The organism is Saccharopolyspora sp. NPDC002578 (genome assembly GCF_053592695.1).
This window is the reverse complement of the sequence record NZ_JBSFWJ010000001.1, coordinates 60,782-87,244: the sequence shown is the minus strand read 5'-3', so window position 1 is coordinate 87,244 and position 26,463 is coordinate 60,782. Positions and strand designations below refer to the sequence as shown.

Annotated in this window: 24 protein-coding genes and 1 tRNA gene; 18 read left to right on the top strand and 7 right to left on the bottom strand. The window is 73.0% G+C overall.

The annotated features are described in order from the left end of the window. Positions 1 to 40: 40 nt before the first annotated feature. Positions 41 to 451, bottom strand: a complete 411-nt coding sequence (locus tag ACWD38_RS00400) for a DUF2000 family protein (RefSeq protein ID WP_450122993.1) — start codon at positions 449 to 451, stop codon at positions 41 to 43. Positions 452 to 534: 83 nt separating this feature from the next. Here ACWD38_RS00400 and ACWD38_RS00395 point away from each other — a divergent pair, with 83 nt between their 5' ends. After that, entirely contained in the window at positions 535 to 1,383 is an 849-nt protein-coding gene (locus tag ACWD38_RS00395; protein WP_450122992.1) for an AraC family ligand binding domain-containing protein, read from the top strand. A 13-nt stretch (positions 1,384 to 1,396) separates the two neighbouring features. On the opposite strand, the gene selD is transcribed toward ACWD38_RS00395, so the two are convergent. Both selD and ACWD38_RS00385 read right to left on the bottom strand, forming a co-directional pair. Then, positions 1,397 to 2,419 carry a selenide, water dikinase SelD gene (gene selD / locus ACWD38_RS00390; protein WP_184479213.1) on the bottom strand — a complete coding sequence of 341 codons (1,023 nt, stop codon included), beginning with the start codon at positions 2,417 to 2,419 and terminating at the stop codon, positions 1,397 to 1,399. A gap of 67 nt (positions 2,420 to 2,486) precedes the next feature. Next, the gene (locus tag ACWD38_RS00385; RefSeq protein ID WP_450122991.1) at positions 2,487 to 3,668 is read right to left on the bottom strand and encodes an acyl-CoA dehydrogenase family protein; all 1,182 of its coding nucleotides are present in this window, start codon (positions 3,666 to 3,668) and stop codon (positions 2,487 to 2,489) included. Positions 3,669 to 3,778: 110 nt separating this feature from the next. Here ACWD38_RS00385 and ACWD38_RS00380 point away from each other — a divergent pair, with 110 nt between their 5' ends. From ACWD38_RS00380 to ACWD38_RS00345, 8 genes are all read left to right on the top strand, one after another. Continuing rightward, entirely contained in the window at positions 3,779 to 4,414 is a 636-nt protein-coding gene (locus ACWD38_RS00380; RefSeq protein ID WP_450122990.1) for a TetR/AcrR family transcriptional regulator, read from the top strand. A 63-nt stretch (positions 4,415 to 4,477) separates the two neighbouring features. Further along, positions 4,478 to 4,573, top strand: a tRNA-Sec gene (locus ACWD38_RS00375). 60 nt (positions 4,574 to 4,633) lie between these two features. Next, entirely contained in the window at positions 4,634 to 5,029 is a 396-nt protein-coding gene (locus tag ACWD38_RS00370) for a DUF5313 family protein (RefSeq protein WP_184479210.1), read from the top strand. Between the two features lie 59 nt (positions 5,030 to 5,088). Next, entirely contained in the window at positions 5,089 to 6,375 is a 1,287-nt protein-coding gene (gene selA, locus ACWD38_RS00365; protein WP_184479209.1) for an L-seryl-tRNA(Sec) selenium transferase, read from the top strand. Next, a complete protein-coding gene (gene selB, locus ACWD38_RS00360; RefSeq protein ID WP_450122989.1) occupies positions 6,375 to 8,150 on the top strand; it encodes a selenocysteine-specific translation elongation factor in 1,776 nt (591 codons plus the stop codon). The genes selA and selB overlap by 1 nt, the downstream gene beginning before the upstream one ends. 348 nt (positions 8,151 to 8,498) lie before the next feature. Then, entirely contained in the window at positions 8,499 to 9,437 is a 939-nt protein-coding gene (gene ku / locus ACWD38_RS00355; RefSeq protein ID WP_184479207.1) for a non-homologous end joining protein Ku, read from the top strand. Positions 9,438 to 9,447: 10 nt separating this feature from the next. Continuing rightward, positions 9,448 to 10,353, top strand: a complete 906-nt coding sequence (ligD, locus tag ACWD38_RS00350; protein ID WP_450122988.1) for a non-homologous end-joining DNA ligase — start codon at positions 9,448 to 9,450, stop codon at positions 10,351 to 10,353. Positions 10,354 to 10,503: 150 nt separating this feature from the next. Beyond that, positions 10,504 to 13,026, top strand: a complete 2,523-nt coding sequence (locus tag ACWD38_RS00345) for an ATP-dependent Clp protease ATP-binding subunit (protein WP_184479206.1) — start codon at positions 10,504 to 10,506, stop codon at positions 13,024 to 13,026. A 368-nt stretch (positions 13,027 to 13,394) separates the two neighbouring features. Here ACWD38_RS00345 and ACWD38_RS00340 read toward each other — a convergent pair whose 3' ends face one another. Beyond that, entirely contained in the window at positions 13,395 to 13,859 is a 465-nt protein-coding gene (locus tag ACWD38_RS00340; RefSeq protein WP_184485211.1) for a PPOX class F420-dependent oxidoreductase, read from the bottom strand. A 363-nt stretch (positions 13,860 to 14,222) separates the two neighbouring features. Here ACWD38_RS00340 and ACWD38_RS00335 point away from each other — a divergent pair, with 363 nt between their 5' ends. From ACWD38_RS00335 to ACWD38_RS00305, 7 genes are all read left to right on the top strand, one after another. Beyond that, positions 14,223 to 14,867, top strand: a complete 645-nt coding sequence (locus tag ACWD38_RS00335) for a hypothetical protein (RefSeq protein ID WP_246456786.1) — start codon at positions 14,223 to 14,225, stop codon at positions 14,865 to 14,867. Between the two features lie 109 nt (positions 14,868 to 14,976). Beyond that, complete coding sequence (locus ACWD38_RS00330; RefSeq protein ID WP_184479205.1) at positions 14,977 to 16,593, top strand: molybdopterin-dependent oxidoreductase; 1,617 nt, start codon at positions 14,977 to 14,979, stop codon at positions 16,591 to 16,593. Between the two features lie 247 nt (positions 16,594 to 16,840). Continuing rightward, positions 16,841 to 17,884, top strand: coding sequence for an NAD-dependent epimerase/dehydratase family protein (locus ACWD38_RS00325; protein WP_184479204.1), 1,044 nt, complete (start codon positions 16,841 to 16,843; stop codon positions 17,882 to 17,884). Between the two features lie 215 nt (positions 17,885 to 18,099). Further along, the gene (locus ACWD38_RS00320; protein WP_184479203.1) at positions 18,100 to 18,759 is read left to right on the top strand and encodes a fasciclin domain-containing protein; all 660 of its coding nucleotides are present in this window, start codon (positions 18,100 to 18,102) and stop codon (positions 18,757 to 18,759) included. Positions 18,760 to 18,878: 119 nt separating this feature from the next. Then, the gene (locus ACWD38_RS00315; protein ID WP_343071372.1) at positions 18,879 to 19,877 is read left to right on the top strand and encodes a phytoene/squalene synthase family protein; all 999 of its coding nucleotides are present in this window, start codon (positions 18,879 to 18,881) and stop codon (positions 19,875 to 19,877) included. Then, entirely contained in the window at positions 19,874 to 20,578 is a 705-nt protein-coding gene (locus ACWD38_RS00310) for a class I SAM-dependent methyltransferase (protein WP_184479202.1), read from the top strand. Before ACWD38_RS00315 ends, ACWD38_RS00310 begins: the two co-directional genes overlap by 4 nt. Then, on the top strand, positions 20,571 to 22,088 hold the full coding sequence (locus tag ACWD38_RS00305) for an FAD-dependent oxidoreductase (RefSeq protein ID WP_450122987.1): 1,518 nt from the start codon (positions 20,571 to 20,573) through the stop codon (positions 22,086 to 22,088). Before ACWD38_RS00310 ends, ACWD38_RS00305 begins: the two co-directional genes overlap by 8 nt. Before the next feature lie 145 nt (positions 22,089 to 22,233). On the opposite strand, the gene ACWD38_RS00300 is transcribed toward ACWD38_RS00305, so the two are convergent. Then, positions 22,234 to 23,232: a DUF5914 domain-containing protein gene (locus ACWD38_RS00300; protein WP_184479200.1), complete on the bottom strand. Its 999-nt coding sequence runs from the start codon at positions 23,230 to 23,232 to the stop codon at positions 22,234 to 22,236. A gap of 188 nt (positions 23,233 to 23,420) precedes the next feature. Here ACWD38_RS00300 and ACWD38_RS00295 point away from each other — a divergent pair, with 188 nt between their 5' ends. Next, on the top strand, positions 23,421 to 23,753 hold the full coding sequence (locus ACWD38_RS00295) for a plasmid stabilization protein (RefSeq protein WP_184479199.1): 333 nt from the start codon (positions 23,421 to 23,423) through the stop codon (positions 23,751 to 23,753). 75 nt (positions 23,754 to 23,828) lie between these two features. Here ACWD38_RS00295 and ACWD38_RS00290 read toward each other — a convergent pair whose 3' ends face one another. Together ACWD38_RS00290 and ACWD38_RS00285 are read right to left on the bottom strand one after the other, a co-directional pair. Continuing rightward, positions 23,829 to 24,269, bottom strand: coding sequence for a hypothetical protein (locus ACWD38_RS00290; protein ID WP_450122986.1), 441 nt, complete (start codon positions 24,267 to 24,269; stop codon positions 23,829 to 23,831). 209 nt (positions 24,270 to 24,478) lie between these two features. After that, positions 24,479 to 25,648: a S8 family serine peptidase gene (locus tag ACWD38_RS00285; RefSeq protein WP_184479197.1), complete on the bottom strand. Its 1,170-nt coding sequence runs from the start codon at positions 25,646 to 25,648 to the stop codon at positions 24,479 to 24,481. Positions 25,649 to 26,011: 363 nt separating this feature from the next. Here ACWD38_RS00285 and ACWD38_RS00280 point away from each other — a divergent pair, with 363 nt between their 5' ends. Then, positions 26,012 to 26,437 (top strand): universal stress protein, encoded by a 426-nt coding sequence (locus tag ACWD38_RS00280; protein WP_184479196.1) that lies wholly within the window; start codon positions 26,012 to 26,014, stop codon positions 26,435 to 26,437. The last annotated feature ends 26 nt before the right edge of the window (positions 26,438 to 26,463 follow it).

Sequence of the window (26,463 nt, the reverse complement as noted above, 5' to 3'; positions counted from 1 at the left end):
TGCCCATCTGCCAGAACGCCTCACCTGATCTGCGTCGCGCTCACGGATGCAGGCTGAGGCCCTTGCACACCTTGTCCACCGCGTTGCGCCCCGCGTGCAGGGCGACGCCCACCAGGTCCAGGTCCGCGGTGGACACGGCGCGCACCGCCGCCCGGTTGTCCTCGTCGTTGCCGGTGCGGAACATGTCCGCGGTGTAGACGGCGAGCCGCAGCTCCCGGTCCAGCGCCTTGCGGTGCACCTGCTTGAGCTCCTCGGTGGTGGCCGCGTAGACCAGCACCGGTTCGCCCAGTAGCGGAAGGTAGCCGACGTCGTCGGCGTCGGCGTACGGCTCACCGACGAGGCCGGGATTCGCGGCGGTGATACCGCTGGTCAGGAAAGCGGTCACGTTCAGCCGTTGCCAGGCGGCGAGGTCCTCGCGGACCACGACGGCGATCTTGGTCTGTGCTGCCATGAGCGCATCCTGCGGCGGTCGCGGCGCCGCGGTCTTGAACGCTGGTGCGCGGGCTCGATGCGGGCCGGGGGCAGACTGGCGGGGTGCGAGACGAGCTCGAATGGATCCACTACCGGCGCCGGCCGGACACGTCGCTGGAGGCGATGCACGCGTTCTTCCGCGACCACACCTACGAACGCCACAGCCACGACGCGTACTCGTTCGGCGTGACCGAGACCGGGGCGCAGACGTTCCGCTGCCGGGGCGCGGCGCGGATCAGCGCGGCGGGCATGGTGATGGCGTTCAACCCGGACGAGACCCACGACGGGCACTCCGCCATCGCGGAGGGCTTCACCTACCGCATCGTCCACATCGGACCGGAGGTCGTCGCGGAGGTGCTGGCCGACGCGGCCGGGCACGCCGCGGGCGCGCTGCCGCTGTTCGCCGAGCCGGTGCTGCACGATCCGCTGCTGGCGCGGGCCGTGAGCGACCTCAACCGGACGCTGCTGGACGAGGAGAGCGCCCTCACCCGCGACGAGGCGTTGCGCCGCACGGTGTACGCGATGGTGCGGCGCGGTTCGCTGCGCGCGCCGCCGATCGACTGGGAACCGGCGGTGCGCCCGATTCCGGCGGGGGTGCGGGCGGCGCGGGACTACCTGCACGCGCACGTCGCCGAGGACTTCTCCGCGCAGCGCCTCGCGGAGGTCGCCGGGTGCAGCCGGTTCGCGCTCAGCCGCGCGTTCACCGCCGCGCACGGTCTCGCACCGGGCGCCTACCAGCGGCAACTGCGGTTGCGGGAGGCGCGGCGGCTGCTGGGGGCCGGCGCCGGTGCGGCCGAGGCCGCGGCGCGCTGCGGGTTCGCCGACCAGGCGCACCTGACGCGTTGGTTCCGCCGCTGCTACGGCATCACCCCGGGCGCGTTCCGCGCCGGGCGGCTCAGCGCCCGGCGGTGACGCGCGATCGGGTTCAGCGCACCGCGATGAGGTGTTCGCCGCGCGGGACGAGTTCGCCGATGACGGGTGCCCCGGGGATCTCGCCTGCGATCAGCAGGCCGCCGGAGGTCTGCGCGTCGGCCAGCAGCAGCGCGGTGTCCTCGTCGATCCCGTCGAGGTCGCAGTGCGGGCGCACCCAGTCGAGGTTGCGCCGGGTGCCGCCGCTGACGTGGCCGTCGCGCAGCGCCTCCCGCGCCCCGTCGAGGTAGGGCACCGCCGCGGGGTCGAGCACCGCGGAGACGTCGCTGGCCCTGGTCAGCTTCAGCAGGTGCCCGAGCAGTCCGAAGCCGGTGACGTCGGTGGCGCACCGCGCGCCCGCCTTCAGCGCGGCGGTGGAGGCGGCGGCGTTGAGCTCGGTCATCGCCGCGACCGCCTGCGGGAAGACTTCGCCGGTGGCCTTGTGCCGGGTGTTGAGCACCCCGATGCCCAGTGGTTTCGTCAGCGTCAGCGGCGTGCCGGGACGCCCGGAGTCGTTGCGCAGCAACGCTTCCGGGTCGCCGATGCCGGTGACGGCCATGCCGTACTTGGGTTCCGGGTCGTCGACGCTGTGCCCGCCCGCGACGGGGCACCCGGCGAGGACGCCGACGTCGAGGCCGCCGCGCAGCACCTCGCGGGCGAGCTCCATCGGGAGCAGGTCGCGCGGCCAGCACAGCAGGTTCACCGCGAGGATCGGGCGGGCGCCCATCGCGTACACGTCGGACAGCGCGTTGGCGGCGGCGATGCGGCCCCAGTCGTAGGCGTCGTCGACGACCGGGGTGAAGAAGTCCGCGGTGCTCACCACGGCCTGCCCGCCGGTGGTGGTTTCGGGTGCGGAGCCGATGCGGACGGCCGCGGCGTCGTCGCCGTGGTCCAGTCCGACGAGCAGCGTCGGGTCGGGCACTCCCCGCAGGTCGGCGACCATCGTCTCCAGTTCGCCGGGCGGGATCTTGCACGCGCAGCCCCCTCCGTGCGCGTACTGGGTGAGCCGGTACCGGGCTGGCGCGTCGAGTTCGGTCATCTCACCGACCGTAGTGCGGGTGATCGCGGAGAGCATCCACCGCCGCCGTGGTTCCCTCGTCCGGAACCTAGCGGCGGATGATCGTGGACAGGGGCGGGAGGTGGCCGGTGAGCTCGTAGCCGCCGATGTAGACGTTCTTCGCGTCGGTCGGGTCGTGCGAGGCGAAGGTGCGGGCGTTGCGCCAGAAGCGGTCGTAGCGGTGGGTGTGGGAGGTGCTGCGGGCGCCGGTGATCTCGTGGATCTCGGTGGTGGCGGCGAGGGAGGCTTCGACGGCGGCGACCTTGGCGCGGAAGCAGTCGGCGGTGACGTCGTCGCCGCCTGCGCCGTCCTGCAGCGCGTCGGCCGCGCTGTGCAGCAGCGCGCGGGAAGCGGCGAGCGCGCTGGAGAGCGCGCCGACGCGGCGCAGCACCAGCGGGTCCTCGGCCGGGGTGGCGAAGCGGGGCAGCGAGCCGCGGTGCATGGTGCGCGCGTGCCCCACCAGGGCGTCGAGCGCGCCGTCGCCGATGCCCTGCATCAACGCCGCGTGCAGCAGCATCACGGCCGCGAGGAAGACCGGCGACGGGGTTTCCTCCGCCGGGCGGTGCCACCCGTCGGGCACGAACACGTCCCGGTAGGTGAGGGTCTGGCTGCGGGTGCCGCGCTGACCCATGTTGTCCCAGTCGTCGTGCGACTCGACCTGGTCGTGGTTCAAGTCCACCAGCACCTGGTGGGCGGATCGCGGCCCTTCCAGCAGGCAGGAGACCCGGGCCATGCCCCGGCCACCGCTGTTGGAGTTGAAGGTCTTGGTGCCGCTGAGCACCACGCCGCCCTCGACGGGCCGGGCCGTCACGCGGCCGGGTCCGCCCGTTTCGGCCACGGAGGACACGAAGCGCAGCCCGTCGTCGAGCATCCGGCGAGCGAGCGCGGCCCGGGTCGCTTCCGGGAAGCCGCCTGCGGGGCCGAACAGTTCGCGGGCCACCAGGGCGGTGGTGAGCCAGTTCTGCCCGGTGGGGCCGTCGCCGGCGCTGATCTCCCGCACCGCGCGGATCAGCGCGCCCCACCCGCCGCGTTCCGCGCCGTCCCACAGCCCGCCGAACTCGGCGGGAACGGCGAGGCGGGCCGCGCCCGACTCGGCCAGCAGCGCCATGTTGGCGGCGGGGTCGGCGTTGTCGCGGTCGGCGGCGAAACCGCCCTCGGCCAGCTCGCTCCGGCGTTCGCGGATCGCGGCCAGCAGGGCGTGGACCTCCGCGTCGTGCTCCCGTGTCGACATGCACCCCTCCGGTAAAATGCGAATGCGAATTCTCGTTCTCAAACGATAGCGGTGGCCCGGCCTCCGTTGTCAAGGACGGTCACCGCGCGAGCCGCCGATACGATGCGGGCATGACCGACGAGCAGGATCGCCAGGCGCACTACCGGGAACCTCGCCAGGCCCGCAGCGCCGCGACCCTCGCCCGCGTGCTGCGGGCGGCGGAGGAACTGGTCTCCGCGGTCGGCCTGGAGGAGATGACGATCGGTGAGGTCGCCGAACGCGCGGGCACCTCCGTCGGCGCGATCTACCGCCGCTTCGCCGGTAAGGAACAGCTGATCGCCGCCCTGACCGAGCGGATGCTGCAGCGGCGCGAGGCCGACCTCGCCGAGCGGTTGCGCGCCGCCGAACCGTCGCTGTCCGGGGTGCTCGACGCCTACGCGCACGCGCTGCTGCAGTCGTTCACCGACACCAGCAGCGTGTTCCCCGACCTGCTGCGCGCCCGCGAGGTCGACGTGATGGACCGCGGCGCCCGCACCATCACCAAGGTCCACCGCCTCCTGCTGGCCGCGGCCGCCCCCTACACCGCCGAGATCCGGCGCAACGACCCGCAGCGGGCGCTGGACACCGCGGCGCGCGCCCTGCTCGGAGCCTGCTTCCACAACTCCGTTCGCCCCGACCGTCCCGCCGACGACGAAGCCCGGAGCCGCTACGCCGACGAGCTCAGCGACATGGCGCTCGCCTACCTGCGCACCCCGGACCGGCGCTGATCGCCGCGCGGTGGCCGAGCAGGCGGTGCCGGGCGTAGGTTGGCGGCGCCCGGAGCGGGTGAGGGAGGCGTCAGGGCGCCTGGTGGCCCCCGCGGTCTTCAAAACCGACGTGGCCGAGCACCTCGGTCAGGCGGGTTCGATTCCCGTCCGCCTCCGCCACTCCCCCGCCGCCGCGGCGGCTCTGCGGGAGTCCGCGCGGCCGGGGCTTACCATGCGGTCGTGGGGATCAAGCGGCCCAATCCGGCGTGGTGGCTGTACTACCAGTTCGGCGGCACCCTTCCCGAGGCCTACCGCGAGTGGGTGCTGCGGGACGCGACGTGCTCGACGTGGGTGCTGCGCGTCTGCGTGCGCGGGATGCTGCACATCCTGCCGCTGGTCGCGTTGCTGTTCGGGGTCCTGTACTGGGCGGGCGGGTCCTGGCCGATCGCGTTGGGCTCGGTGCTGCTCGGGGTGCTGGTGGTGCTGCGGATCGTGCTGACCAGCTCGGTGGAGAGCGTCGACGCGCGGCTGAGCAGGCACGGCTTCCCACCCGGTCACGCGTCGGCGGTGCGCAACCGGATGGACGCCGAGGCCGCCGCGCGCTACCGCGCCGTGTGGCGCGGTGAGCAGCGGTGAGACCCGCGCCGGGATCGCCTCGATAGCGGATCTTCACGGCGGCTCCTAAGCTGCGCCGCATGGACGCGCGGCGCCGGATTCCCGCCACCGACCGGGTGCTCGACGATCCGGTGCTGGCGGGCGCGGTCGAACGGCTCGGACGGGACGTGGTGCGCGCCGTCGTCCACGACGCCCAGCGCAGGGCCCGGCACGGGCAGCTCGACCCGGAACGGGTGATCGCCGCCGCGCGGGAGGCGCTGCCCGCATCGGCGGGCGGCATGCGGCGGGTCGTCAACGCGTGCGGAGTGCTGCTGCACACCAACCTCGGCCGCGCTCCCCTCTCCGACGCCGCCGTGGAGGCGGTGCGCGCGGCGGCGGGCACCACCGACGTGGAGCTCGACCTCACCACCGGTCGCCGGGGCCCGCGCGGACGCGGGGTGCGCGCGGCGCTGACCGAGGCGGTACCGGCGGCCGAGGCCGCGCACGTCGTCAACAACGGCGCCGCCGCGCTGTCCCTGGTGGCCACCGCGCTGGCGGCGGGCCGGGAGATCGTGCTGGCCCGCGGTGAGCTGGTGGAGATCGGCGACGGCTTCCGCATCCCCGACCTGCTCACCTCCACCGGCGCGCGGCTGCGGGAGGTCGGCACCACCAACCGGGTGCGGTTCGAGGATTACCGGGACGCGATCGGGCCGGACACCGGGTTCGTGCTCAAGGTTCACCCGTCGAACTTCCGCATCACCGGGTTCACCTCGCAGGTCCCGGTCGCGGCGCTGCGGGAGCTGCCGGTGCCGGTGATCGCCGACATCGGGTCCGGGCTGCTGCGGGCGCATCCCGCGCTGCCGGACGAACCCGACGCGCAGCGCACCCTGGCGGCCGGGGCCGACCTGGTGACCGCCAGCGGGGACAAGCTGCTCGGCGGTCCGCAGGCCGGGTTGCTGCTCGGGTCGGCGGAGCTGGTGCGGCGGCTCGAACGGCATCCGCTGGCGCGAGCGCTGCGGGTCGACAAGCTCACCCTCGCCGCGTTGGAGGCGACCGTGCGCGGCCCGGCCACACCGACCGCGCAGGCGTTGGACCGCGGCGAAGCCGACCTGCTCGACCGCGCCCGCAGGCTCGCGGCGAGCCTGCGGGAACGCGGCATCGACGCCGACGCCCGCACGAGCACGGCCACCGTCGGCGGCGGTGGGGCACCGGGAGTCGAGCTGCCCAGCGCCGCGGTGACGCTGCCGTCCCGGTACGCGGCGGCGCTGCGCACCGGGCGGACTCCGGTGCTGGCCAGGGTCGAGCACGGGCAGTGCCTGCTGGACCTGTGCGCCGTGGCGCCCGCCGACGACGCGGTGCTGCTCGACGCCGTCACGGCGGTGGGCTGATGCACGTGCTCGCCACCGCCGGGCACGTCGACCACGGCAAGTCGACGCTGCTGCGGCTGCTCACCGGGATGGAACCGGACCGCTGGGCGCAGGAACGCGAACGCGGCATGACGATCGACCTCGGCTTCGCGTGGACCACGATCGGTGAGCAGGTGCTGGCGTTCGTCGACGTGCCCGGCCACGAGCGGTTCGTGCCGAACATGCTCGCGGGCGTCGGCCCGGTACCGGCGGTGCTGTTCGTGGTCGCCGCCGACGAGGGCTGGCAGCCGCAGTCGACCGAGCACCTGGACGCGCTGCACGCGCTGGGGGTGCGCCACGGGCTGCTCGTGGTGACCCGCTGCGACCTGGCCGACCCCACCGCCGCGACCGAGCAGGCCCGGCGGCGGCTGCGGGACTCGGCGCTGGGCGAGCTGCCCGCGGTGCACGTCAGCGGGTGCACCGGCGCCGGCCTGGGGCGGCTGCGCGCCGCGCTGTGCGCGCTCGCCGGACGGTTGCCCGCGCCGGATTCCGCGGCGGCGGTGCGGTTGTGGATCGATCGGGCGTTCACGATCCGCGGCGCGGGCACCGTGGTCACCGGGACGCTGGCCGCGGGTTCGCTGCGCACCGGGGACCGGTTGCGGCTGCACCCCGGCGGGCAGGACGTGGCGGTGCGGGCGCTGCATTCGCTCGGTGAGCCGGTGGAGCGCACGTCGGCGGTGGCGAGGGTGGCGGTGAACCTGCGCGGCGTGCCGCTGGAGCAGGTGCGGCGCGGGCACGCGCTGCTCACCCCCGGCACGTGGCTCGGCAGCGACCTGTTCGACGTGCGGTTGTGCGACCGCCTCGCCGCCGACCTGCCGCGGCAGCTGGTGCTGCACCTCGGATCGGCCGCCGTCGCGGTGCGCGTCCGGCCGTTGGGGGCGGACACCGCGCGGTTGTCGCTGCGGGAACCGCTGCCGGTGCGCATCGGCGATCGGGTGCTGCTGCGCGATCCCGGCGCCCACGATGTCGCCGGGGGCGCCGTGCTGCTGGACGTGCGTCCGCGCCCGCTGCGGCGGCGGGGCGCGGCGCGGGAGCGGGCGCGGGAACTCGCGGGCATGGACGGCGTCGCCGATGGTGCGGGGGAACTGCGGCGCCGCCGGATGGTGCGCGGCGAGCAGCTGCGCGCGATGGGCGCGCAGGTGCCCGCGGGCGCGCCGGAGGCGGCCGGGTGGGTGCTGGATCCGGGGCACCGCGACGAGCTGGCCGAGCGGCTGGTGCGGCTGCTCGACGAACACCGCGAGCGGGAACCGCTGGCCGACGGCCTGCCCGCCGAAGCGGCCCGGCGCGCGCTCGCGCTGCCGGATGCGGCGCTGCTGGAGGTGCTGCTGCGCGCCGGTCCCGCCCGCGAGATCCGCACCGGAGGGGGGCGGCTGCGGGTGGGTACCGCGCCCTGGCCGCCGGAGATCGCCGCCGCGCTGGAGCGCCTGCGCGGGCGGCTCGCCGATGCCCCGTTCGCGGCTCCCACCGCCGCGGAGCTCGCCGAGCTGGGTTTGGGTTCGGAGCCGCTGGCCGCCGCGGTCCGCGCCGGGGAACTGCTGCGGCTCGCGCCGGGTGTCGTGCTGCTGCCGGGGGCCGAGCGGCGGGCGCTCGAGGTGCTGCGGGGCCTGCCCGAGCCGTTCACCCTCTCCGCGGCCCGCCAGGCGCTGGGCACCTCCCGTCGCGTGGCCGTGCCGCTCCTGGAGCTGCTCGCCCGCGAGGGCCGCACCGAACTCCTCCCCGACGGCACCCACCGCGCCCTCCCATCGACGCACGACTGACCCCACGCGACCGGTCCCGGCACCATTCCTCCCTTCAGCGCGCTGAACGGGCCCTGTGAACGAATCGGTCCTGTGGACGACGTCGGAGATTTCGCGAGAAATTGCGCGACCCGACCTCCGAAGACGCCTCGAAAAACACCCCCCTACCAGGCTTCATAACCGTTGATCCTGTTTCGGGGGTGTTTCACGTTCTCGCGAAATCGCGCGGAGTTGAACACGGTGTGGCGTGATCGTCGTTCGAGGTGAGGGGGTGCGGGTGGGTGCCGGTGCTCCCCTGCGATCAGGGCGGGGGCGGCGCATCGTTGGGTGGTGGCGGGCCGGGTTGCCCGGCGGTGAGGGAGGCACGTCATGGCGCGCAAGATCTGGACGGGCTCGATCAACTTCGGCCTGGTCACCATCCCCGTCGGCCTGTACGCGGCCACCGAGGACCACAGCCCGTCGTTCCACCAGTACCAGCGCGGCACCACCGACCGGGTCCGCTACAAGCGCGTCAACGAGCGCACCGGCGACGAGGTCGACTACGGCGAGATCGTGAAGGGCCGCGAGGTCGAAGGCGTGCTCGTCACCGTCGACCAGCAGGAGCTCGACGAGATCGCACCCGGCCGCTCCCGCACCATCGACATCACCTCGTTCGTCGACCTCGACGAGATCGACCCGGTGTACTTCCAGCGCACCTACTGGCTCGCGCCGAACGCGAAGGAGAACCACCGCCCCTACGACCTGCTGCGCCGCGCCATGGAGCAGACCAACCAGGTGGGCATCGCGCGGTTCGTGCTGCGCGGCAAGGAATACCTCACCGCGGTGCGCGCCGACGAGACCGCGCTGGCGCTGAACACCTTGTTCTTCGACGACGAGATCCGCGAACCCGGCGAGATCATCGGCGACGCGGGCGGTACCGCGCCCTCCGACAAGGAGATCCAGATGGCCGAGACGGTCATCGAGTCGATGACCGGCGAGTGGCGCCCGCAGGAGTACGAGGACACCTACACCGAACGCGTCGAACAGCTGCTGGCCGACAAGGCGCACGGCGTGAGCCCCGAGGCGGCGGAGGAACCGTCGCAGGCCACCGACGTCATCGACCTCACCGACGCGTTGCGCCGCAGCGTCGAACAGGCCCGCGGCAAGCGCGGCGGCAGGACCGGGGGCGACGACCTCGGCGAGTTGAACAAGGGCGAGCTGGACAAGCGGGCCAAGGAGCTCGGGGTGCGCGGCCGGTCGAAGATGAACCGCTCCGATCTCGAAGCGGCGGTGCGCGACGCCGCTTCCGGTTCCCGAGCGGCCTCGTGAGGCGGCGGCCGTGTCCACGCGGGTGAGCGTCCGCGTCGAGGACCGCGAACTGACGCTGTCCAACTTGGACAAGGTGCTCTACCCGGCCGCCGGGTTCCGCAAGCGCGACGTCATCGACTACTACCGGCAGGTCGCCCCGGTGCTGCTGCCGCACCTGCGGGGCCGCGCGGTGACGCTGATCCGGTTCCCGGACGGCGTGGATTCGGGTTCGTTCTTCGAGAAGAACGTCTCCCGCCACTCCCCGGACTGGGTGCCCACGGCACGGCTGGTCAGCGGCGCCGACGGATCCGGCACGGCCGTCAACCACCACGTGCTCATCCGCGACCTGCCGACGCTGGTGTGGACGGCGAACCTCGCCGCGCTGGAACTGCACGTTCCGCAGTGGACCGTCGGCGAGCACGACTCCCGCAACACCCCGGACCTGCTGGTGTTCGACCTCGATCCCGGCCCGCCCGCCACGATCGTCGAGTGCTGCCGGGCCGCCGAGCTGCTCCACGAGCGGCTGCGCGCGGACGGCCTGCGGGCGTACCCGAAGACCAGCGGCGCCAAGGGAATGCAGCTCTACTGCCCGGTGCGCACCGAGGAATCCGACCGCACCTCGGCCTACGCGAAGGAACTCGCGCTGCGGCTGGCCGCCGAGCACCCCGGCGCGCTGCTGGCGAAGATGAGCCGCGCCGCCCGCACCGGCAAGGTCTTCCTGGACTGGAGCCAGAACAACACCGCGAAGACGACCGTCGCGCCGTACTCGCTGCGCGCCCGCGAACAGCCCACCGTCTCCACCCCGATCACCTGGGACGAGGTGCGTTCCTGCCGCACCCCTGACGACCTGCGGTTCACCGCGGAGGACGTGCTGGAGCGGGTCGAACGCGACGGCGACCTGCTGGCCGAGCTGCACACCGATCCGCACCCGCTGTGATCCGGGGCGACGCGCATTCCCGTCCGCGCCGATCTGTGGGATGGCGCATACGCCACGCCCGCAGCGGAATGCCGTTGCGGACGCTGCGTGTTTGAGGCGGTGATACCCGCGGGAAGACAACGAGGAGTTTCTCGGACTAGAGAGGTGACCATGACCGGCTTCTTCGGTTCCGGAGGGTTCGGTTCGAGCCCGTTCGACGACTTCCTGGCCCGCTACCTCTCCGGCGGGGACGGCCCGCAGCAACCGCAGCGCGTCGACCTGACCCGGTTGATGAGCGGGCACGCGCAGGACATGGTGGCCGCCGCCGCGCGCTGCACCGTCGAACACGGTGGCCGCGACCTCGACACCCACCACCTGCTGTGGGCCGCGACCCGCGCGGAGACGACCAGGGCCATGCTGGAGCGCGCCGGGGCCGATCCGGACGCGCTCGGCAGGCAGATCGAGCAGCAGCTGCCCGAGGGCGAGGCCATCGACGTGCCACCGGCGCTGACCCCGGCCGCCAAGCGCACCCTGCTGGAGTCGCACCAGATCGCCCGCGCGGTCGGCGCCTCCTACATCGGCCCGGACCACCTGCTGCTGGCGCTGGCCGCGAACCCCGACTCCCGCGCCGGACGGCTGCTGGCCGCCGCGCACGTCACGCTGGAATCGCTGCAGGCGGCCCCGGCCGACGCCCAATCCCGCCAGCACGAATCCGCCGAGGCGTCGAGCACGCCCACGCTGGAGCAGTTCGGCCAGGACCTCACCGCCCGCGCCCGAGACGGCGGGCTGGACCCGGTGATCGGCCGCGACGAGGAGATCGAGCAGACCGTCGAAGTGCTCTCGCGGCGCACCAAGAACAATCCGGTGCTCATCGGCGAGGCCGGCGTCGGCAAGACCGCCGTCGTCGAAGGTCTCGCCGCCCGCATCGTCGACGGCCAGGTGCCTGACACGCTCAAGGACAAGCGGGTCGTGCAGCTGGACCTCTCCGGCGTCGTGGCGGGCACCCGCTACCGCGGCGACTTCGAGGAGCGGATGACCAAGCTGCTCGACGAGATCAGCCAGCACCGCGACCAGCTGGTGATCTTCATCGACGAGCTGCACACCGTGGTCGGCGCCGGCGGCTCCGACGGGGCGGTCGACGCGGGCAACATGCTCAAGCCGAAGCTGGCGCGCGGCGAACTGCACGTCGTGGGCGCCACCACCCTCGACGAGTACCGCAAGAACATCGAGAAGGACGCCGCGCTGGAACGCCGCTTCCAGCCGATCACGGTCGACGAGCCCAGCGTCGCCGACACCGAACGCATCATCTGCGGGCTGCGGGACCGCTACGAGGCCCACCACCAGGTGCGGTTCAGCGACGACGCGATCCGCGCCGCCGCCGAGCTCGCCGACCGCTACATCACCGACCGTTTCCTGCCGGACAAGGCGATCGACCTGATCGACCAGGCCGGGGCCCGCAAGCGGTTGCGCACCGGCACCCCGAACACCGACCTGCGCGAACTGGAGCAGCGCTACGACGAGCTGGCCAGGGACAAGGCGCAGGCCATCGCCGAGGAGGACTACGAGCGCGCCGCCGGGCTGCGCGACGAGCTCATCGGGGTGCGCGACCACATCCGCTCGCAGCGGCAGGGCAACGGCGGCATCGCGGTGGTCGGGCGCGACGAGATCGCCGACGTCGTCTCCCGCGCCACCGGCATCCCCGCCACCCAGCTCACCGAGGAGGAGAAGAGCCGCCTCATGAAGCTGGAGGACCAGCTGCACAAGCGGGTCGTCGGCCAGGACGAGGCGGTGCACGCCATCTCGCGGGCGGTGCGGCGCTCCCGCACCGGCATGGGCGACCCGAACCGCCCCGTCGGCACGTTCCTGTTCCTCGGGCCCACGGGCGTCGGCAAGACGGAGCTGGCGCGGGCGCTGGCCGAGTCGCTGTTCGGCGACCAGGACCGGATGGTGCGCCTGGACATGAGCGAGTTCCAGGAAGCCCACACCGCCAGCAGGCTGGTGGGTTCACCACCGGGCTACGTCGGCTACGGCGAAGCGGGTCAGCTCACCGAGCAGGTGCGGCGCCGCCCGTACTCGGTGATCCTGCTCGACGAGATCGAGAAGGCCCACCCGGACGTGTTCAACACGCTGCTGCAGGTGCTCGACGACGGCCGGCTCACCGACGGCCAAGGCCGCACGGTGGACTTCACCAACACCGTGATGATCATGACGAGCAACCTGGGGTCGGACATCATCTCGCAGCGCTCCGGGGTGCTGGGCTTCTCCAGCCGCGACCAGGAGCAGGCCGACGAACCGGCCCGCGAGCGGTTGATGGCGCGGCTGCGGGAATCGTTCCGGCCCGAGTTCCTCAACCGGATCGACGAGGTCGTGGTGTTCCGCAAGCTGGAGACCGACCAGCTGCACCGGATCACCGAGCTGCTGCTCGGCGACACCCGGCAGCGGCTGCACACCCAGGACATCGAAGTCGACTTCAGCAACTCGGCGGTGGACTGGATCACCGAGCACGGCCACCAGCCCGACTACGGGGCACGGCCGCTGCGGCGCACGATCCAGCGCGAGGTCGACGACTCGATCTCGGAGCTGCTGCTGGAGGGCAGGCTCGGCGAGGGCCAGCGGGTCGAGGTGGACACCTCGGGCGACCGGTTGACCTTCGAGATCCGGCCCGCTCTGGAGGCGGGCGCCGGGACGTCCTGATCGGCCAAGACCGCTCCGCTCCCGCACTTCCCGGTGCGGGAGCGGACGCGCGTGCGGGGCGGAACCGGCCGCACCCAGCGAGACCGCGTGAGACCGTCGCGCCCGTTGCGGTGATGGTCGCGGTCGTCCGGCGACCCGCACACCTCCCATCGGCACGGAGGGTGACTATTCCGGGCCGATGGGTTACTCTGTGGTGACCGTCGCACTTCCCCCTCGTGCGGCGAGGGACGCCCAGGGCTTGAACCCCCAGCAAGCCCTGGGCGTCATCCCCTCCCCCAGCAGCACGGCACCCGCGCGGCCGAGTCGACGCACCGGATTCCGCGCGCCGCAGCCGGATTACCCCGCCGGGACCTCACCGAACGAACCCGTCACTCCACCAGGCGCGCCGGGAAACCGCCGGTGGCGATCGGACCCCAGTCGTCGATGGTGACGCGGATCAGCGACTTGCCCTGCTTGCGCATCGCCTCCCGGTACTCGTCCCAATCCGGGTGCTCACCGGAGATGCTGCGGAAGTAGTCCACCAACGGCTCCACGCTGTCGGGCTGATCGATCACCTCCGCGCGCCCGTCGACCTGCACCCAAGCACCGTTGAACTCGTCGGAGAGCACGCACACCGACACCTGCTCGGTGCGCCGCGCGTTGACGGTCTTCGCCCGGTCCGGATAGGTCGAGATCACGATGCGGCCCTCAGCGTCGACGCCGCACGTCACCGGCGAGATCTGCGGACGTCCGCTGCCGCGTTCGGTGACCAGCAGGGCGTGGTGACGCGGGCGGAGGAACTCCAGCAGCTCCGGCCGCTCGACGCGCTTGTTGGTGGCGATGGTGGGAGCCAAGGCGGTCCTTCCCATGACGATCGTGATTTCCTGGCTTTTCGGCGGCGAACCTACCCCAGCACCCCGACCGGCCGTCCCGCGAGCCGAGTCACCGATGTGACGTAATGGCCCGCACTCGTCGACATCCCACGAAGAATTCCCCCTTCCTCACGCGCCATGTGAGTGACGAAAGACCCTGCGATCTGCGCGCCCACGCCCGTAACCTGACTGCGGCGGCACGGCTCGGACGACGTCCGGGCCGAACGGTGCGGGGGCACCGGACGCCGCAGGACTGGGGAGCGGTGACGGCCATTCGGGCCGTCCCGCGCAAGCATCACCGCACTCGCGCGGCGGCCATCACCTGCCGGACCGCGGAACCGGGAGATGACGTTGCCGAGGATCGACGCGGTCGCACGGGAATTCCTGCGCTACCTCTACGCCGAAGACCACTTCCGGCCGGAGGTCGCCGCATTCCTGGACAGCGCGCAAGCAGGCGCGCTCGCACCGGCACCCGACCGCGCCGAACTCGGCGCGGTCGTCGAATCGCTGCGCGACGACGAACTCGTGGCCACCGGCGCGGAACACGACGACGGACTGCCGCTGCGCGCCGGACTCACCGGCTCCGGACTGATCTGCGTGAGCGAACACGACGGGGACACCCGCGCCTGGCGGAACGCGGACCCAGGGACAGTGCTGACCGCACGCGCCCCCGAAGTCGTCGCACCGCGCGAATCGGCCGAGCCGACGACCGTGCCCCCCGACTCGCTCGACGGGATCGCCCGCGTCGCCAAGGTGTGCCTGCTGGCGCTGCCCACCGTGCACGCCCGCTACGGCGAGGACGAACTCGTGCAGCGCACCGCCCAACGCCTGTGGGACGCGGCGCGCAGCACCCGGCCGGACCCGCGGCGGGTGCGGACGCTCGCGTCGAAGCTGCGCGGGGAACTCGCGACCGGGTCGATGGCGAACACGCTCGGCGTGGTGCTGCTGGACAGCCTCGACGAAGCCGTCCGGGAAGCACAGCTGCCCTGACACCGGGACGCGGGCACCGGGACGCGGGCACCGGGACGCGACCGCAGTTCTTACGGAACGAGAACCGACACCCGCCGCAACGACCGATCCAGGCGCGCGACGGCTACGAATGGACGGTGTGAACACGAAGTCCCTGCACCGTCTGCGCCTCCCGGTGGCGGCGTGGTGCGGAGTCCTGGCGGCCGCGGTCGCGCTGGGCACCGGTCACCTGCTCGCCGCCCTGCTCGAACCCCGCGCGTCCCCGTTCCTCGCGGTGGGCAACTCGGCGATCGACCTCACCCCGGAACCGGTGAAGCAGTTCGCCATCCGCACCTTCGGACAAGCCGACAAGATCGCCCTGCTGGGCGGGATGGCGATCGTCATCGCGCTGCTGGCCGCCGCGGCCGGACTGCTCTCCCGCCGCGACGCCCGCCCCGGAGTCGCACTCATCGGCGCGTTCGGGCTGCTCGGCGTGGCCGCCGTGCTGTCCCGGCCCGACGTCGGCGCACTCGGCGTGCTCGCACCGCTGATCGCCGCGCTCGCCGGCATCGCCGCGTTCCGGCTGCTGCACCGCACCGCCCTCGCCGCCACCGACCTCCCCGCGCCGCCGCGCACCGAGCACGACCCGCACGACACGCTGGAAGAGCCCTACGACCCCGAACTGCTCCCCGAGACCACAACCCCGGACCGGCGCCGGTTCCTGGTGTCCTCGGTCGCGGTGGCCGCCACCGCCGGGGTCACCGGCGCCGCCGGCTCCCTGCTCACCGGCGGCCGGGACGCCGAAGCATCCCGGCGCACCGTCGCGCAAGCCCTCGCCGCCTCCCCCGCCCAGACCGTGCCCGCCGGGGCCGACTTCGCCGCCGCGGGCACCCCGTCGTTCCTCACCGCCAACCGCGACTTCTACCGCATCGACACCGCGCTGAGCATCCCGCGCGTCGAGCTCGCCGACTGGCGGCTGCGGGTGCACGGCATGGTGGAGCGCGAACTCGACCTGGGCTTCACCGAACTGCGCCGATTCCCCCAGGTCACCCGGACGATCACCATGACCTGCGTGTCCAACGACGTCGGCGGGCCCTACATCTCCACCGCCGAGTTCACCGGCGTCTTCCTCCGCGACGTGCTGCTGGCCGCCGGGGTCCGCCCCGGATCCGAACAGGTCTTCAGCACCAGCGCCGACGGATTCACCGCGGGCACACCGGTGGAGGCACTGCTCGACCCGGAACGCGGCGCGCTGCTGGCCTACGGGATGAACGGCGAACCGCTGCCCGCCGAACACGGCTTCCCCGTCCGCATGGTCACCCCCGGCCTCTACGGCTACGTGTCGGCGACGAAATGGCTCACCGACCTCGAACTGACCACCTTCGACAAACCCGCCTACTGGATCGAACGCGGCTGGGGACGCTTCGGCCCGATCAAGGTCCAGTCCCGCATCGACCGCCCCGGCGGCTTCGGCCGCATCCCCGCCGGACGCACCACCGTCGCCGGCATCGCCTGGGCGCAGCCCATCGGCATCGAACGTGTCGAAGTCCGCGTCGACCGCGGACCGTGGCAGCAAGCGCAACTGTCCACCGAGGTCAACCGGCAGACCTGGCGGATGTGGCGCACCGACGTCGACCTCGCACCGGGCGGGCACACCATCGAATGCCGCGCCACCGACCACAACGGCACCACCCAAACACCGCAACGCGCCCCCGTCCTCCCCGACGGCGCCACCGGCTGGCACTCGGTCTTCTGCACAGCCCGCTGACCAGAACCCGAGAGTTCGAGAGCAAGGGCAACGCCCTTGATCCGTATCTTGTCAGCGGCGAAGCCGCTGAGCAGCGACCACCAGAGCAACCGGCACCGCAGCGGGTTCTCAGCGTTCTTCCCGCGAGGACGGCTTTTTCCCTCGTGGCGGAGCCACTCGGGAAAAAGATCCCGCAACGAGAAGACGACTGAGGTTCCACCACCCGACCACCCAAGCAAAACGACCACCGCCCATCCCGGAGGCAATCATGCAAGTACTGGTCACTGGTGGTGCGGGGTTCATCGGGTCGCACATCGCCGACCTGCTGGCCGCACGAGGACATTCCGTGCGACTGCTCGACGTGCTGCTGCCCGCCGCGCACGGCCCGGGCGGCGCCCCCGACTACCTCGGCGACCACGAACTCGTCATCGGCGACGTCCGCGACCCGGACGTGCTGCGCCCCGCGCTGTCCGATGTGGACGTGGTCTGCCACCAAGCCGCCATGGTCGGACTCGAAGCCGGGATGACCGACATGCCGGACTACGTCGCGCACAACGACCTCGGCACCGCGCACCTGCTCACCGCCATGACCGAAGCGGGCATCGGACGGCTCGTGCTCGCCGGGTCGATGGTCGTCTACGGCGAAGGCCGCTACCTGTGCCCCGCCCACGGCGTCGTACGACCCGGCCCGCGCACCACCGACGACCTCGAACGCGGCGTCTTCGAACCCCGCTGCCCCACCTGCGACGGCCTGCTCGAACCCGGCACCGTTCCCGAAGACGCCCCCGTCGACCCCCGCAACACCTACGCCACCACCAAGCTCACTCAGGAACACCTCGCCGCCGTGTGGGCCCGCAACACCGGCGGCTCCGCCGTGAGCCTGCGCTACCACAACGTCTACGGCCCGCGAATGCCACGCAACACCCCCTACGCCGGAGTCGCCTCCCTGTTCCGCTCCGCCCTGGCCCGCGGCGAAGCACCACGGATCTTCGAAGACGGCGCCCAGCGCCGCGACTTCGTCCACGTCCGCGACATCGCCGCCGCCAACCTCGCCGCGATGCGACGCGACCAACCCGGATTCGCCGCCTACAACATCTGCTCCGGACAACCCCGCACCATCGGCGACATGGCCACCGCCCTCGCCGACGCGGCAAACGGCCCGGCACCGATCACCACCGGCGACTACCGGCTCGGCGACGTCCGCCACATCGTGGCCGACCCCAGCCGCGCGGCCGACGAGCTCGGATTCCGCGCCGAGATCGGTTTCGCCGAAGGCATGCGGGAATTCGGCACCGCCGCATTGCGCGCCTAACGCTTCGGGAGAGCATGCGCGCCACCGCTCGGCCACTCCCGCACTGATCAAACGAGAATCACCACCACCGATCGCAGCCAGAACACCGACGATTCCCGAGAAACTCCGAAAAAAAGTCGACCACCCACCAATCCCCCACCGCAGGAGCACCGAATACCTGGTGAGGCCAAGGGATCCGCGCCCCGCGAGATCCCTGACATCCAGGAGGACACAGCATGAGGATCCGCCGACGCACCGCCGCGATCACCGGCACCGCCGCCGCACTCGCACTCGCACTCTCCGCGTGCGGGCAGGGCGAGCAGGACGCGGAACCGGCCGCGCAGCAGCCGGCGCCCGCCCCCGCCGAGGCGCAGCCCGCGGCCGAGGGCGTCACCACCGCCGACGACGTGTTCGGACCCGGCTGCGCCCAGGTCCCCACCGACCCCAACGACCCCGGCTCCGTGCAGGGCATGGTCGACGACCCGGTGGGCACCGCCGCCAGCAACAACCCGCTGCTGACCAAGCTCACCGCCGCCGTCCAAGCCGCCGGACTCGGCGACACCCTGAACAAGGCCGACACGCCCTACACCGTGTTCGCACCCGCCGACCCCGCGTTCGACGCCCTCCCCAAGGAGACGCTCGACGCGCTGCTCACCGACCCCGCGAAGAAGCAGCAGCTCACCGACATCCTCACCTACCACGTGGTCCCCCAGCGGCTGGACGCCGACGGCCTCGCGCAGGCCAAGACCGTCCCGACCGCGCAAGGCGGACAGCTCACCATCGAAGGATCCGGCGAGAACCTGAAGGTCAACGGCGCCTCCGTGCTGTGCGGCAACGTCCCCACCGCCAACGCCACCGTCTTCGTCGTCGACAAGGTCCTGATGCCCGGCCAGTGACCCACCCGGCTCGCCACGGCGCGCACGCGCCACCCGAGCCAGTCCACCGGGGTGGCCCGGCACACGTGCGGGCAGCGCTGCCGAGCGCTGCCCGCACGACGTGTGTTTCGATCTCCTCTGTGGACGTTGCGAACAGGATTTTCCGGCGCCCCGGACGAGATCCATCGCCGACGGCACGGCGCGAGCTGGACGCCGCCGGCGTCCAGGACCCCGCCCTGCGCGCCGCCTACCACCGCTGCCGCGAACTCCACGCCGAACACGGCCGCACCTACTTCCTCGCCACCCGCCTGCTCCCACCGCAACGCAGGCCCGCCGTCCACGCGCTCTACGGCTTCGCCCGCTGGGTCGACGACATCGTCGACACCCCCGGCACCCCCGACGGCGACCGCGACGCCGAACTCGCCCGGATCGACACCTCCCTGCACCGCGCCCTCACCGGCGGAACCGCCGACCGACCCGTGCTCGCCGCCGTCGCCGACACCGCCCACCGGTACCGGCTCCCCGCAGCGCTGTTCACCGACTTCATGCACTCCATGCGCATGGACCTGCACGTCACCGGCTACCCCGACCGCGCCGCGCTCGACGAATACGTCCACGGCTCCGCCGGAGTCATCGGACTGCAAGTGCTCCCCGTGCTCGGCACCACCGCCCGGGACGCCGCCGCACCCCACGCCGCCACCCTCGGCCACGCCTTCCAGCTCACCAACTTCCTGCGCGACGTCGGCGAAGACCTCGACCGCGGCCGCGTGTACCTGCCCGCCGACGAACTCGCCGCCTTCGGCGTCGACGCCGACCGGCTGCACTGGTGCCACCGCACCGGACGCCCCGACGGCCCCGTCCGCCGCGCCCTCGCCGACCAGGTCGCCCGCACCCGCGCGCTGTACCGGCAGGCCGAAGCCGGAATCCCGATGCTCGACCCGGTGGCACGCCCCTGCGTGGCCACCGCGCACGTGCTCTACGGCGAGATCCTGGACCGCGTGGTGGAGTCCGGATACCGGGTGTTCGGCGAGCGCCTCGCCGTCCCCACCGGCAGGCGCCTCGCGGTCGCGACCCCGGCACTGCTGGCCGCGGGCGCCGCCCGAGCCCGCACCACCACGCACGGGAGGAACCGGCGATGAACACCGAAGTCACCGCACTGTTCGACCGAGGCGGACGCGACTACGACGCACTGGTCTCCGCCAACCCCGGCTACCACCGCGACCTCGCCCGCTCCGCGCGACGGCTCGCACTCCCCGACGGCGGCCGGGGCCTGCGGCTGCTCGACGTCGGCTGCGGCACCGGCGCCTCCACCCGCGCGCTGCACGAAGCGTTCCCCGACGCGTCCATCACCGCCGTCGACGGATCAGCGCGCATGCTGGCCCGAGCGCGCGAGAAGACCTGGCCGAGCGCGGTGCGCTTCGTGCACGCCGACGCGCGCCGCCTGCCCGAAGCCGGAGTGCACGGCCCGTTCGATGGAATCCTTGCCGCCTACCTCGTGCGCAACCTGCCCGAACCCGACGCCGGACTGCGACTGCTGCACGACCTGCTCCGCCCCGGCGCCCCGCTGGCCGTGCACGACTACTCCCTGCCGCGCCGCACGCCGGACCGGCTGCTGTGGCACGCCGTCTGCTGGACGGTGATCATCCCCGCCGGTCGCCTCGTCACCGGCGACGCCGCGCTGTACCGGTACCTGTGGCGCAGCGTGCTCGACTTCGACTCCCCACCGCGGATCGAGGCACGGTTGCGGCAGGCGGGGTTCGACCGGGTGCGCCGCGAACCGATGTCCGGGTGGCAGCGCACGCTCACCCACACCTTCCTCGGAGTCCGACCCGATGCGTGACCCCCGAGCCGTGCGCCACCCCGGCCACCCCGGCGCGGACCGCCCCGCCACCACCACGCCCCGCGTCGTCGTGATCGGCGGCGGCATCGCCGGACTCTCCGCCGCCGCCTGCCTGCGTGACCGGGCCGTGGACGTGGTGCTGCTGGAACGCGAGCACCACCTCGGCGGACGCGTCGGCGGCTGGAGCACGACGCTGCGGGACGGCTCCGAGGTGCCGATGAACCGGGGCTTCCACGCGTTCTTCCGCCAGTACTACAACCTGCGCGGCCTGCTGCGCCGCGCGGATCCGGAACTCACCGGGCTCGTCGCGCTGCCCGAATACCCGCTGCTGAGCGCGGACGGCCGCACCGACACCTTCGCCGGACTGCCGCAGTCACCGCCGTGGAACGCGCTGGGATTCGTCGCCCGCAGCCCCACCTTCCGCTGGCGCGACGTCTCCCGGATGAACCTGCGGGAGGCCGCGACGCTGGCCGACGTGCGGATCCCCGGCGGCTACGGACGGCTCGACGAGATCGACGCCGCCGAGTACCTGCGCCGCATCGGGTTCCCCGAAGCCGCGCGGCACCTGGCGTTCGAAGTGTTCTCCCGCAGCTTCTTCGCCCCGCCCACCGACCTGTCGGCGGCCGAGCTGGCACTGATGTTCCACCTGTACTTCCTAGGCTCCAGCGAGGGCCTGCTGTTCGACGTGGCCGCGGACTCCTTCCCCACCGCCCTGTGGGACCCGCTGCGCGACCACCTCGACGAGCGCGGCGTGCGGTTCCGCCTCGGCACCACCGTGGAGTCGGTGTCGCACGAGGGGCCGCGCGAGTTCGCGGTGCACCTCGACGACGGCGAGGCGATCGGCGCGGACGCCGTGGTGCTCGCGGCGGACCTCGGCTCGGCGCAGCGGATCGTGCGGCGCTCTCCGGCGCTCGGCCACCGCGACTGGCGGGAGCGGATCGGGTCCGCGCGCACCGCGCCGCCGTTCCTCGTCTCGCGGTTCTGGCTGGACCGCCCGGTGGCCGGGCACCGGCACGCGTTCCTCGGCACCAGCGGGTTCGGGCCGGTGGACAACATCAGCGTGCTGGAGCGCTACGAGCGCAGCGCGGCGCGCTGGGCCGGCGAGCACGGCGGCTCGGTGGTGGAAGTGCACTGCTACGCGCTGCCCGCCGACACCACCGCGGACGGGATGCGGGGGCAGGCCCTCGAACAGCTGCACCGGGTGTACCCGGAGACCGCCGCGGCCCAGGTCGTCGACGAACGCCACGAACTGCGCGCGGACTGCCCCCTGTTCCCGCCCGGCGGTTTCGGGCTGCGACCGTCGATCAGCACCCCGGAACCGGCGCTGGTGCTCGCCGGGGACCACGTGCGGGTCGATCTGCCGGTGGCGCTGATGGAGCGCGCCGCGACCAGCGGCATGCTCGCCGCGGACCGGCTGCTGGACTCGTGGGGGCTGCGCGGGCACGACGTGTGGAGCGTGCCCGTGCGCGGTCGTTCCCCGCTGCTGCGGGCAGCCGCGCGCTGGGCCTGAGCGGTCCGTTCGCCACGTTGCCCCTTCCCTGGTCCGAGCGGTTGTCGGCTTTGCTTTCAGAGCATTGATTTCACTCCGCACTGAAGCCCTAGTATTCAGGAACATATTCGGGCGCGCACCGGCGCTGCTCGGGCCGTGCCGTGGATCAGGGCTGAGGGCGGGTGCGCAGCCGGTAGCGGCGCTCGGCGTAGGCGAGGTCGTCGCGCCACAACCGCAGCGCCGCCCACCGCATCAGCGGGCGGACCGCGCCCGCGACCGGGAGCGCCGCCCGGAACCCGGGTCGTGCCGAGTGCGCGGCGATCGCTTCGACCACCGCCGTCGTCGGGCGCCCCGCCGAGTTCCGGCCCAGCGGCGTCGCGTGAGTCTCCACGACGCTGCCCACGCCCTCCCCCGCCACGATCCGCATCACGATCGTGCGCGGTTCCGGGACGCTGAACGTGGCCCGCACCGGTACCCCGATGCCCCGCGCCAGGCGGAACGACACCGCCACCTCGAAGTCGTCGTCCGCATCCGGGTCCGGCGTGCGCAGCACGGTGAGGTTCGCGAACGAGTACGGGTGGAACCACGAGCCGTGCCACGGGTCGAGCCGGTTCGCCACGACGTCCTGCGCCTCGCACTGCCCGATCGCCGTGGCCACCGCGTGGATGCTCCGCTCCGGCGCGGGGCGCGTCGGCAGCACCGGTGCGGGCAGCGGCGGCTCACCGCCGACGGCGTCGAGCCGCACCCAGGCGAGCACCCCGTCGTCATGCGCGGGCAGCGTCGGCCACCGCGGGGAGTTCTCGCCCAGGCACATCCCGTGCCAGCGGCACACCAGCCGGCCCCGGTGCACCCGCGCCTCGCTCAACGGCGCGCCCAGGTGCGGGCAGGCTCCCGGTCCGATGTGGAGCGTTCCGCGCCCGTCCCGCCACGCCACCAGTTCCACGCCCGCCACGGTGCGCCCGAACGGGCGGTCACCGGTGATCTCCCGGCTCGCGGCGAGCACGAACCAGTTGCCCGACGGCCGTTCCAGCGCTCGCCGCAGCGCGGCGTCGATGAGCTCCGGACGAGCCTGCCGCCAGGTCCCCTCCTGCTCGGCCCACCGCGGCGCCCTGATCCGGCGCAGCGGCAAGCGCTCGCGGAACGCCCGTCGGTCCTGAGCGGTCATGACGCTCCCCCTTCGTCCAGCGGTGCAGGGTAGCCGCGAACGACCGCCGCGAGCCCGCTCCCGATCCGCCCGCGCGCCGCGATTCCACCGATCGCGCAACGGAACCCCGCCGGATCACGACGAACGAGTGTGCCGGTGCCCGCAACCGGGTAACGCGGAACCGGAACGACCCCGTCGGAGGAGGCCTCATGCCTGCAGGCGCGAACCGCAAGCAGGAGCGGCAGTACGAGCACATCAAGTCCAACGCCGAGCAGCACGGCAGCAGCAAGGCCCGGGCGAAGGAGATCGCGGCCCGGACCGTGAACAAGGAGCGGGCCCAGCAGGGCCAGGCGAAGCGGCGCAGCAGGACCTCGGTCCACGACCTCTCCCCGGAACGCCGCGGCGGGCTGCGCTCCGGCAACCGCACCGGTCCCCTCGGGCGGACGAAGGCCCAGCTGTACCAGGACGCGCGCCGGGCCGGGATCGACGGCCGCTCGAAGATGAACAAGGCCGAACTGGAACGCGCGCTGTCGCGAAGCTGAACGCCTCCAGCGGGCCTCGGCCGGTTCTTCGGCGGGACTCGTCCTCCTCGCGAGGAACCGGCGGGCCGTGGCGGATCAGTCGCGGTGGTCGGCCTGCTCCGCGATGGCGGCCGCGGCCGCTTTCGCGCAGTTGCCCAGGTCTTCGGCCGCCGCCGCGGCCTGGTCCAGCGCCACGTGGGCGTCGTTGGGCCGGGCGGTGCCCGGAGTGGCGTAGCGGTGCGCGAGGCCGTCGAGCACCAGCGCGAGGCGGTGGCCGCGGACCGCGACGTCGAGCAGCGCGTCCCGCGCGGAGAGGTCCGCGGCCTCGACGGCGGGTTCGGCGCGGGCGCCCGGGATGGCGGTCTCCCCGGTGCGCTGCGCGTCGTCGAGCGCGCCGCCGATCTCCTCCCGAGCCCGGACGGCCTCGTCGACCGCCGCCGCGGTCGATCTCGGACGCCGCGCCGGGCCCGGTTCACCTCTGCCGAGTCGTCCGGAGTTCCGGTCCCCTTCTCCCCCGGTGGCGTTGCCTGTGCTCATCTGTGCCGTCCCCCCGAGCGATCGCGTGCGACCGTCGCCAGCGATCACCCCATCGTGCTTGACCGGTTCAGCGCACCTGACCGGCTGCGCGAGGATTACCCGGATCGGGGGAACGACACACGTGCCGCCGTGAGCACGACGATGCGGCGAGCACGCCCGGAGCGCACTCGCCGCACCTACCGGATCACGCGCTCAGCGCGGGGAGCGGATCAAGGAGCCTGCACGAGGCCCGCGCCGATGTCGGTCGACGGGAGCGGGAGCCGCCGCGCGCTCTGCGCGAGGCGGGCCCACAGGCCCCAGGCCCGCTCCGGGTGCTGCTGCGCCAGCAGTGCGGCGACACCCGCGACGTGCGGGGTCGCCATGCTGGTGCCGCTGATCTTGCGGTAGCGCTCCTGGCCCGGCCAGCTGGAGTACACGTCGACGCCGGGTCCGACGACGTCGACCTGCCCGATCTGGTCGACCGTCCCGGAGGAGAAGTCAGCGATGGCGCCCTGCTCGTCCACGGCCCCGACGGCGAGGATCGACGGGCAGTTCGCCGGGTGGCCCACGGGCGCGATGCTGCCTGCGGAGCGCTGGCTCTCGTTGCCGGCCGCGGCGACGATCAGGGTGCCGCGCTGGATCGCTCGTTGCGCGACCCGCTCGAACGCGTCCGAGAACGGCTGGCCCGGCTGGGTCGCCGCGCCCAGTGACATCGACACGACCGAACAGCCGTTGGAGATGGCCCACTGGATGCCGGAGAGGATTCCGCTGTCCCCGCCGGAACCGTCGTCGCCGAGCACCTTGCCCGCGTAGATCGAGGCCTCGGAGGCGATGCCGTAGCCCGGACCGGCCTGGGTGCTGCGCGGTCCGCACGCGGTGCCGATGCAGTGCGTGCCGTGGCCGTGGCCGTCCTGGACGTCCTGGCCGTCCACGAAGGACGCGGTGACGATGTCGCGGCCCGCGAAGTCCGGGTGCGCCTGGTCGAAACCGGTGTCGAGCACGGCCACCCGGATGCCGGCTCCGGTGGGGGCGCTGCGGTCGGCGCGGACGGCCCGCAGGCCCCAGGTGACCTCGCCGTCGGCCGGTGGCTGCGGTGAGCCGATGGCGAACACCTCGCGCTCGGCCTCGATGGCCACCAGCGGTGTGCCGCGTTCGCGCACCGAGTTCTGCAGCGCGGCGATCTGGTCCTCGGCGGCGTCGATGAGGGCGACGCCGAGTTCGTGCAGGACGACGCCTCCCGCGCCGCTGAAGAGTTCGCCGGGCCCGGCTCCGGCCGCGTCGGCGGTGCTGGCGGTGCGGATCCCGGCGAGCCGGGTGAGTTCCCGGGCGCCGAGCACGGTCGCGTCGTCCTCCAGCAGGACCAGGTAGCGCCCCGTGGTTCCGTTCGCGGCTGTCGTCATGATCGCCCCCTTGCTCTCGGTGAAACGTGCCCCATGAGGTAACCCCCGCCACACCCGTCACGGCAAGACGCCGGTCGTGTGTGGATCAGCGGCCGGATTTCCCTTTATCGAGCGGAAAAACGCGCCACCCCACCGTGCCGAGTGACCCCTGATCGGAGCCTCGGACACGGAGAGTTCCGTTCCTGCTCGATCACGTTCCGTTCGCCGTGCACCGTCCGGCTCGCGGCGCTGCGCCGCCGGACGGGTGAACCGGGGGTTCCGGCCGGCGCGGCGTTCATCGCACACTGGAGGAACCGGGGCACCGGAGTGCGAAGCCGTCCTTCCGCCGCCGAGCGCGGCGGACCACACCAGTCGAGGTGGCGCATGGGCAGCACGACCGAGAACGCGATCATCGTGGGAGTCGACGGTTCCGAACCGTCCCGCGCGGCGCTGCGCTGGGCGCTGCGGCAGGCCGAGCTCACCGGCGCCACCGTGCGCGCCGTCGTCGCCTGGGAGTACCCGGCGTTCTACAGCTGGGAGGGCGGCCCGATGCCGCCGGACGACTTCCAGGCCGCCGCGCAGCGCAACATGAACGACGCCGTGGAAGTGGTGACCGGCGGCGGCGCCGAAGTGGAACGCGTGGTCGTGCACGGGCATTCGGCGCAGGCACTGCTGGAAGCCGCCGAGGGCGCCCAGTTGCTGGTGGTCGGCAGCCGCGGGCACGGCGGCTTCTACCGCACCCTGCTCGGTTCGGTGAGCCAGCGGTGCGCGGTGCACGCCAAGTGCCCGGTGGTCATCGTCCGCGAATGAGCGCGCCGCGAATTCGATTTCGCCGA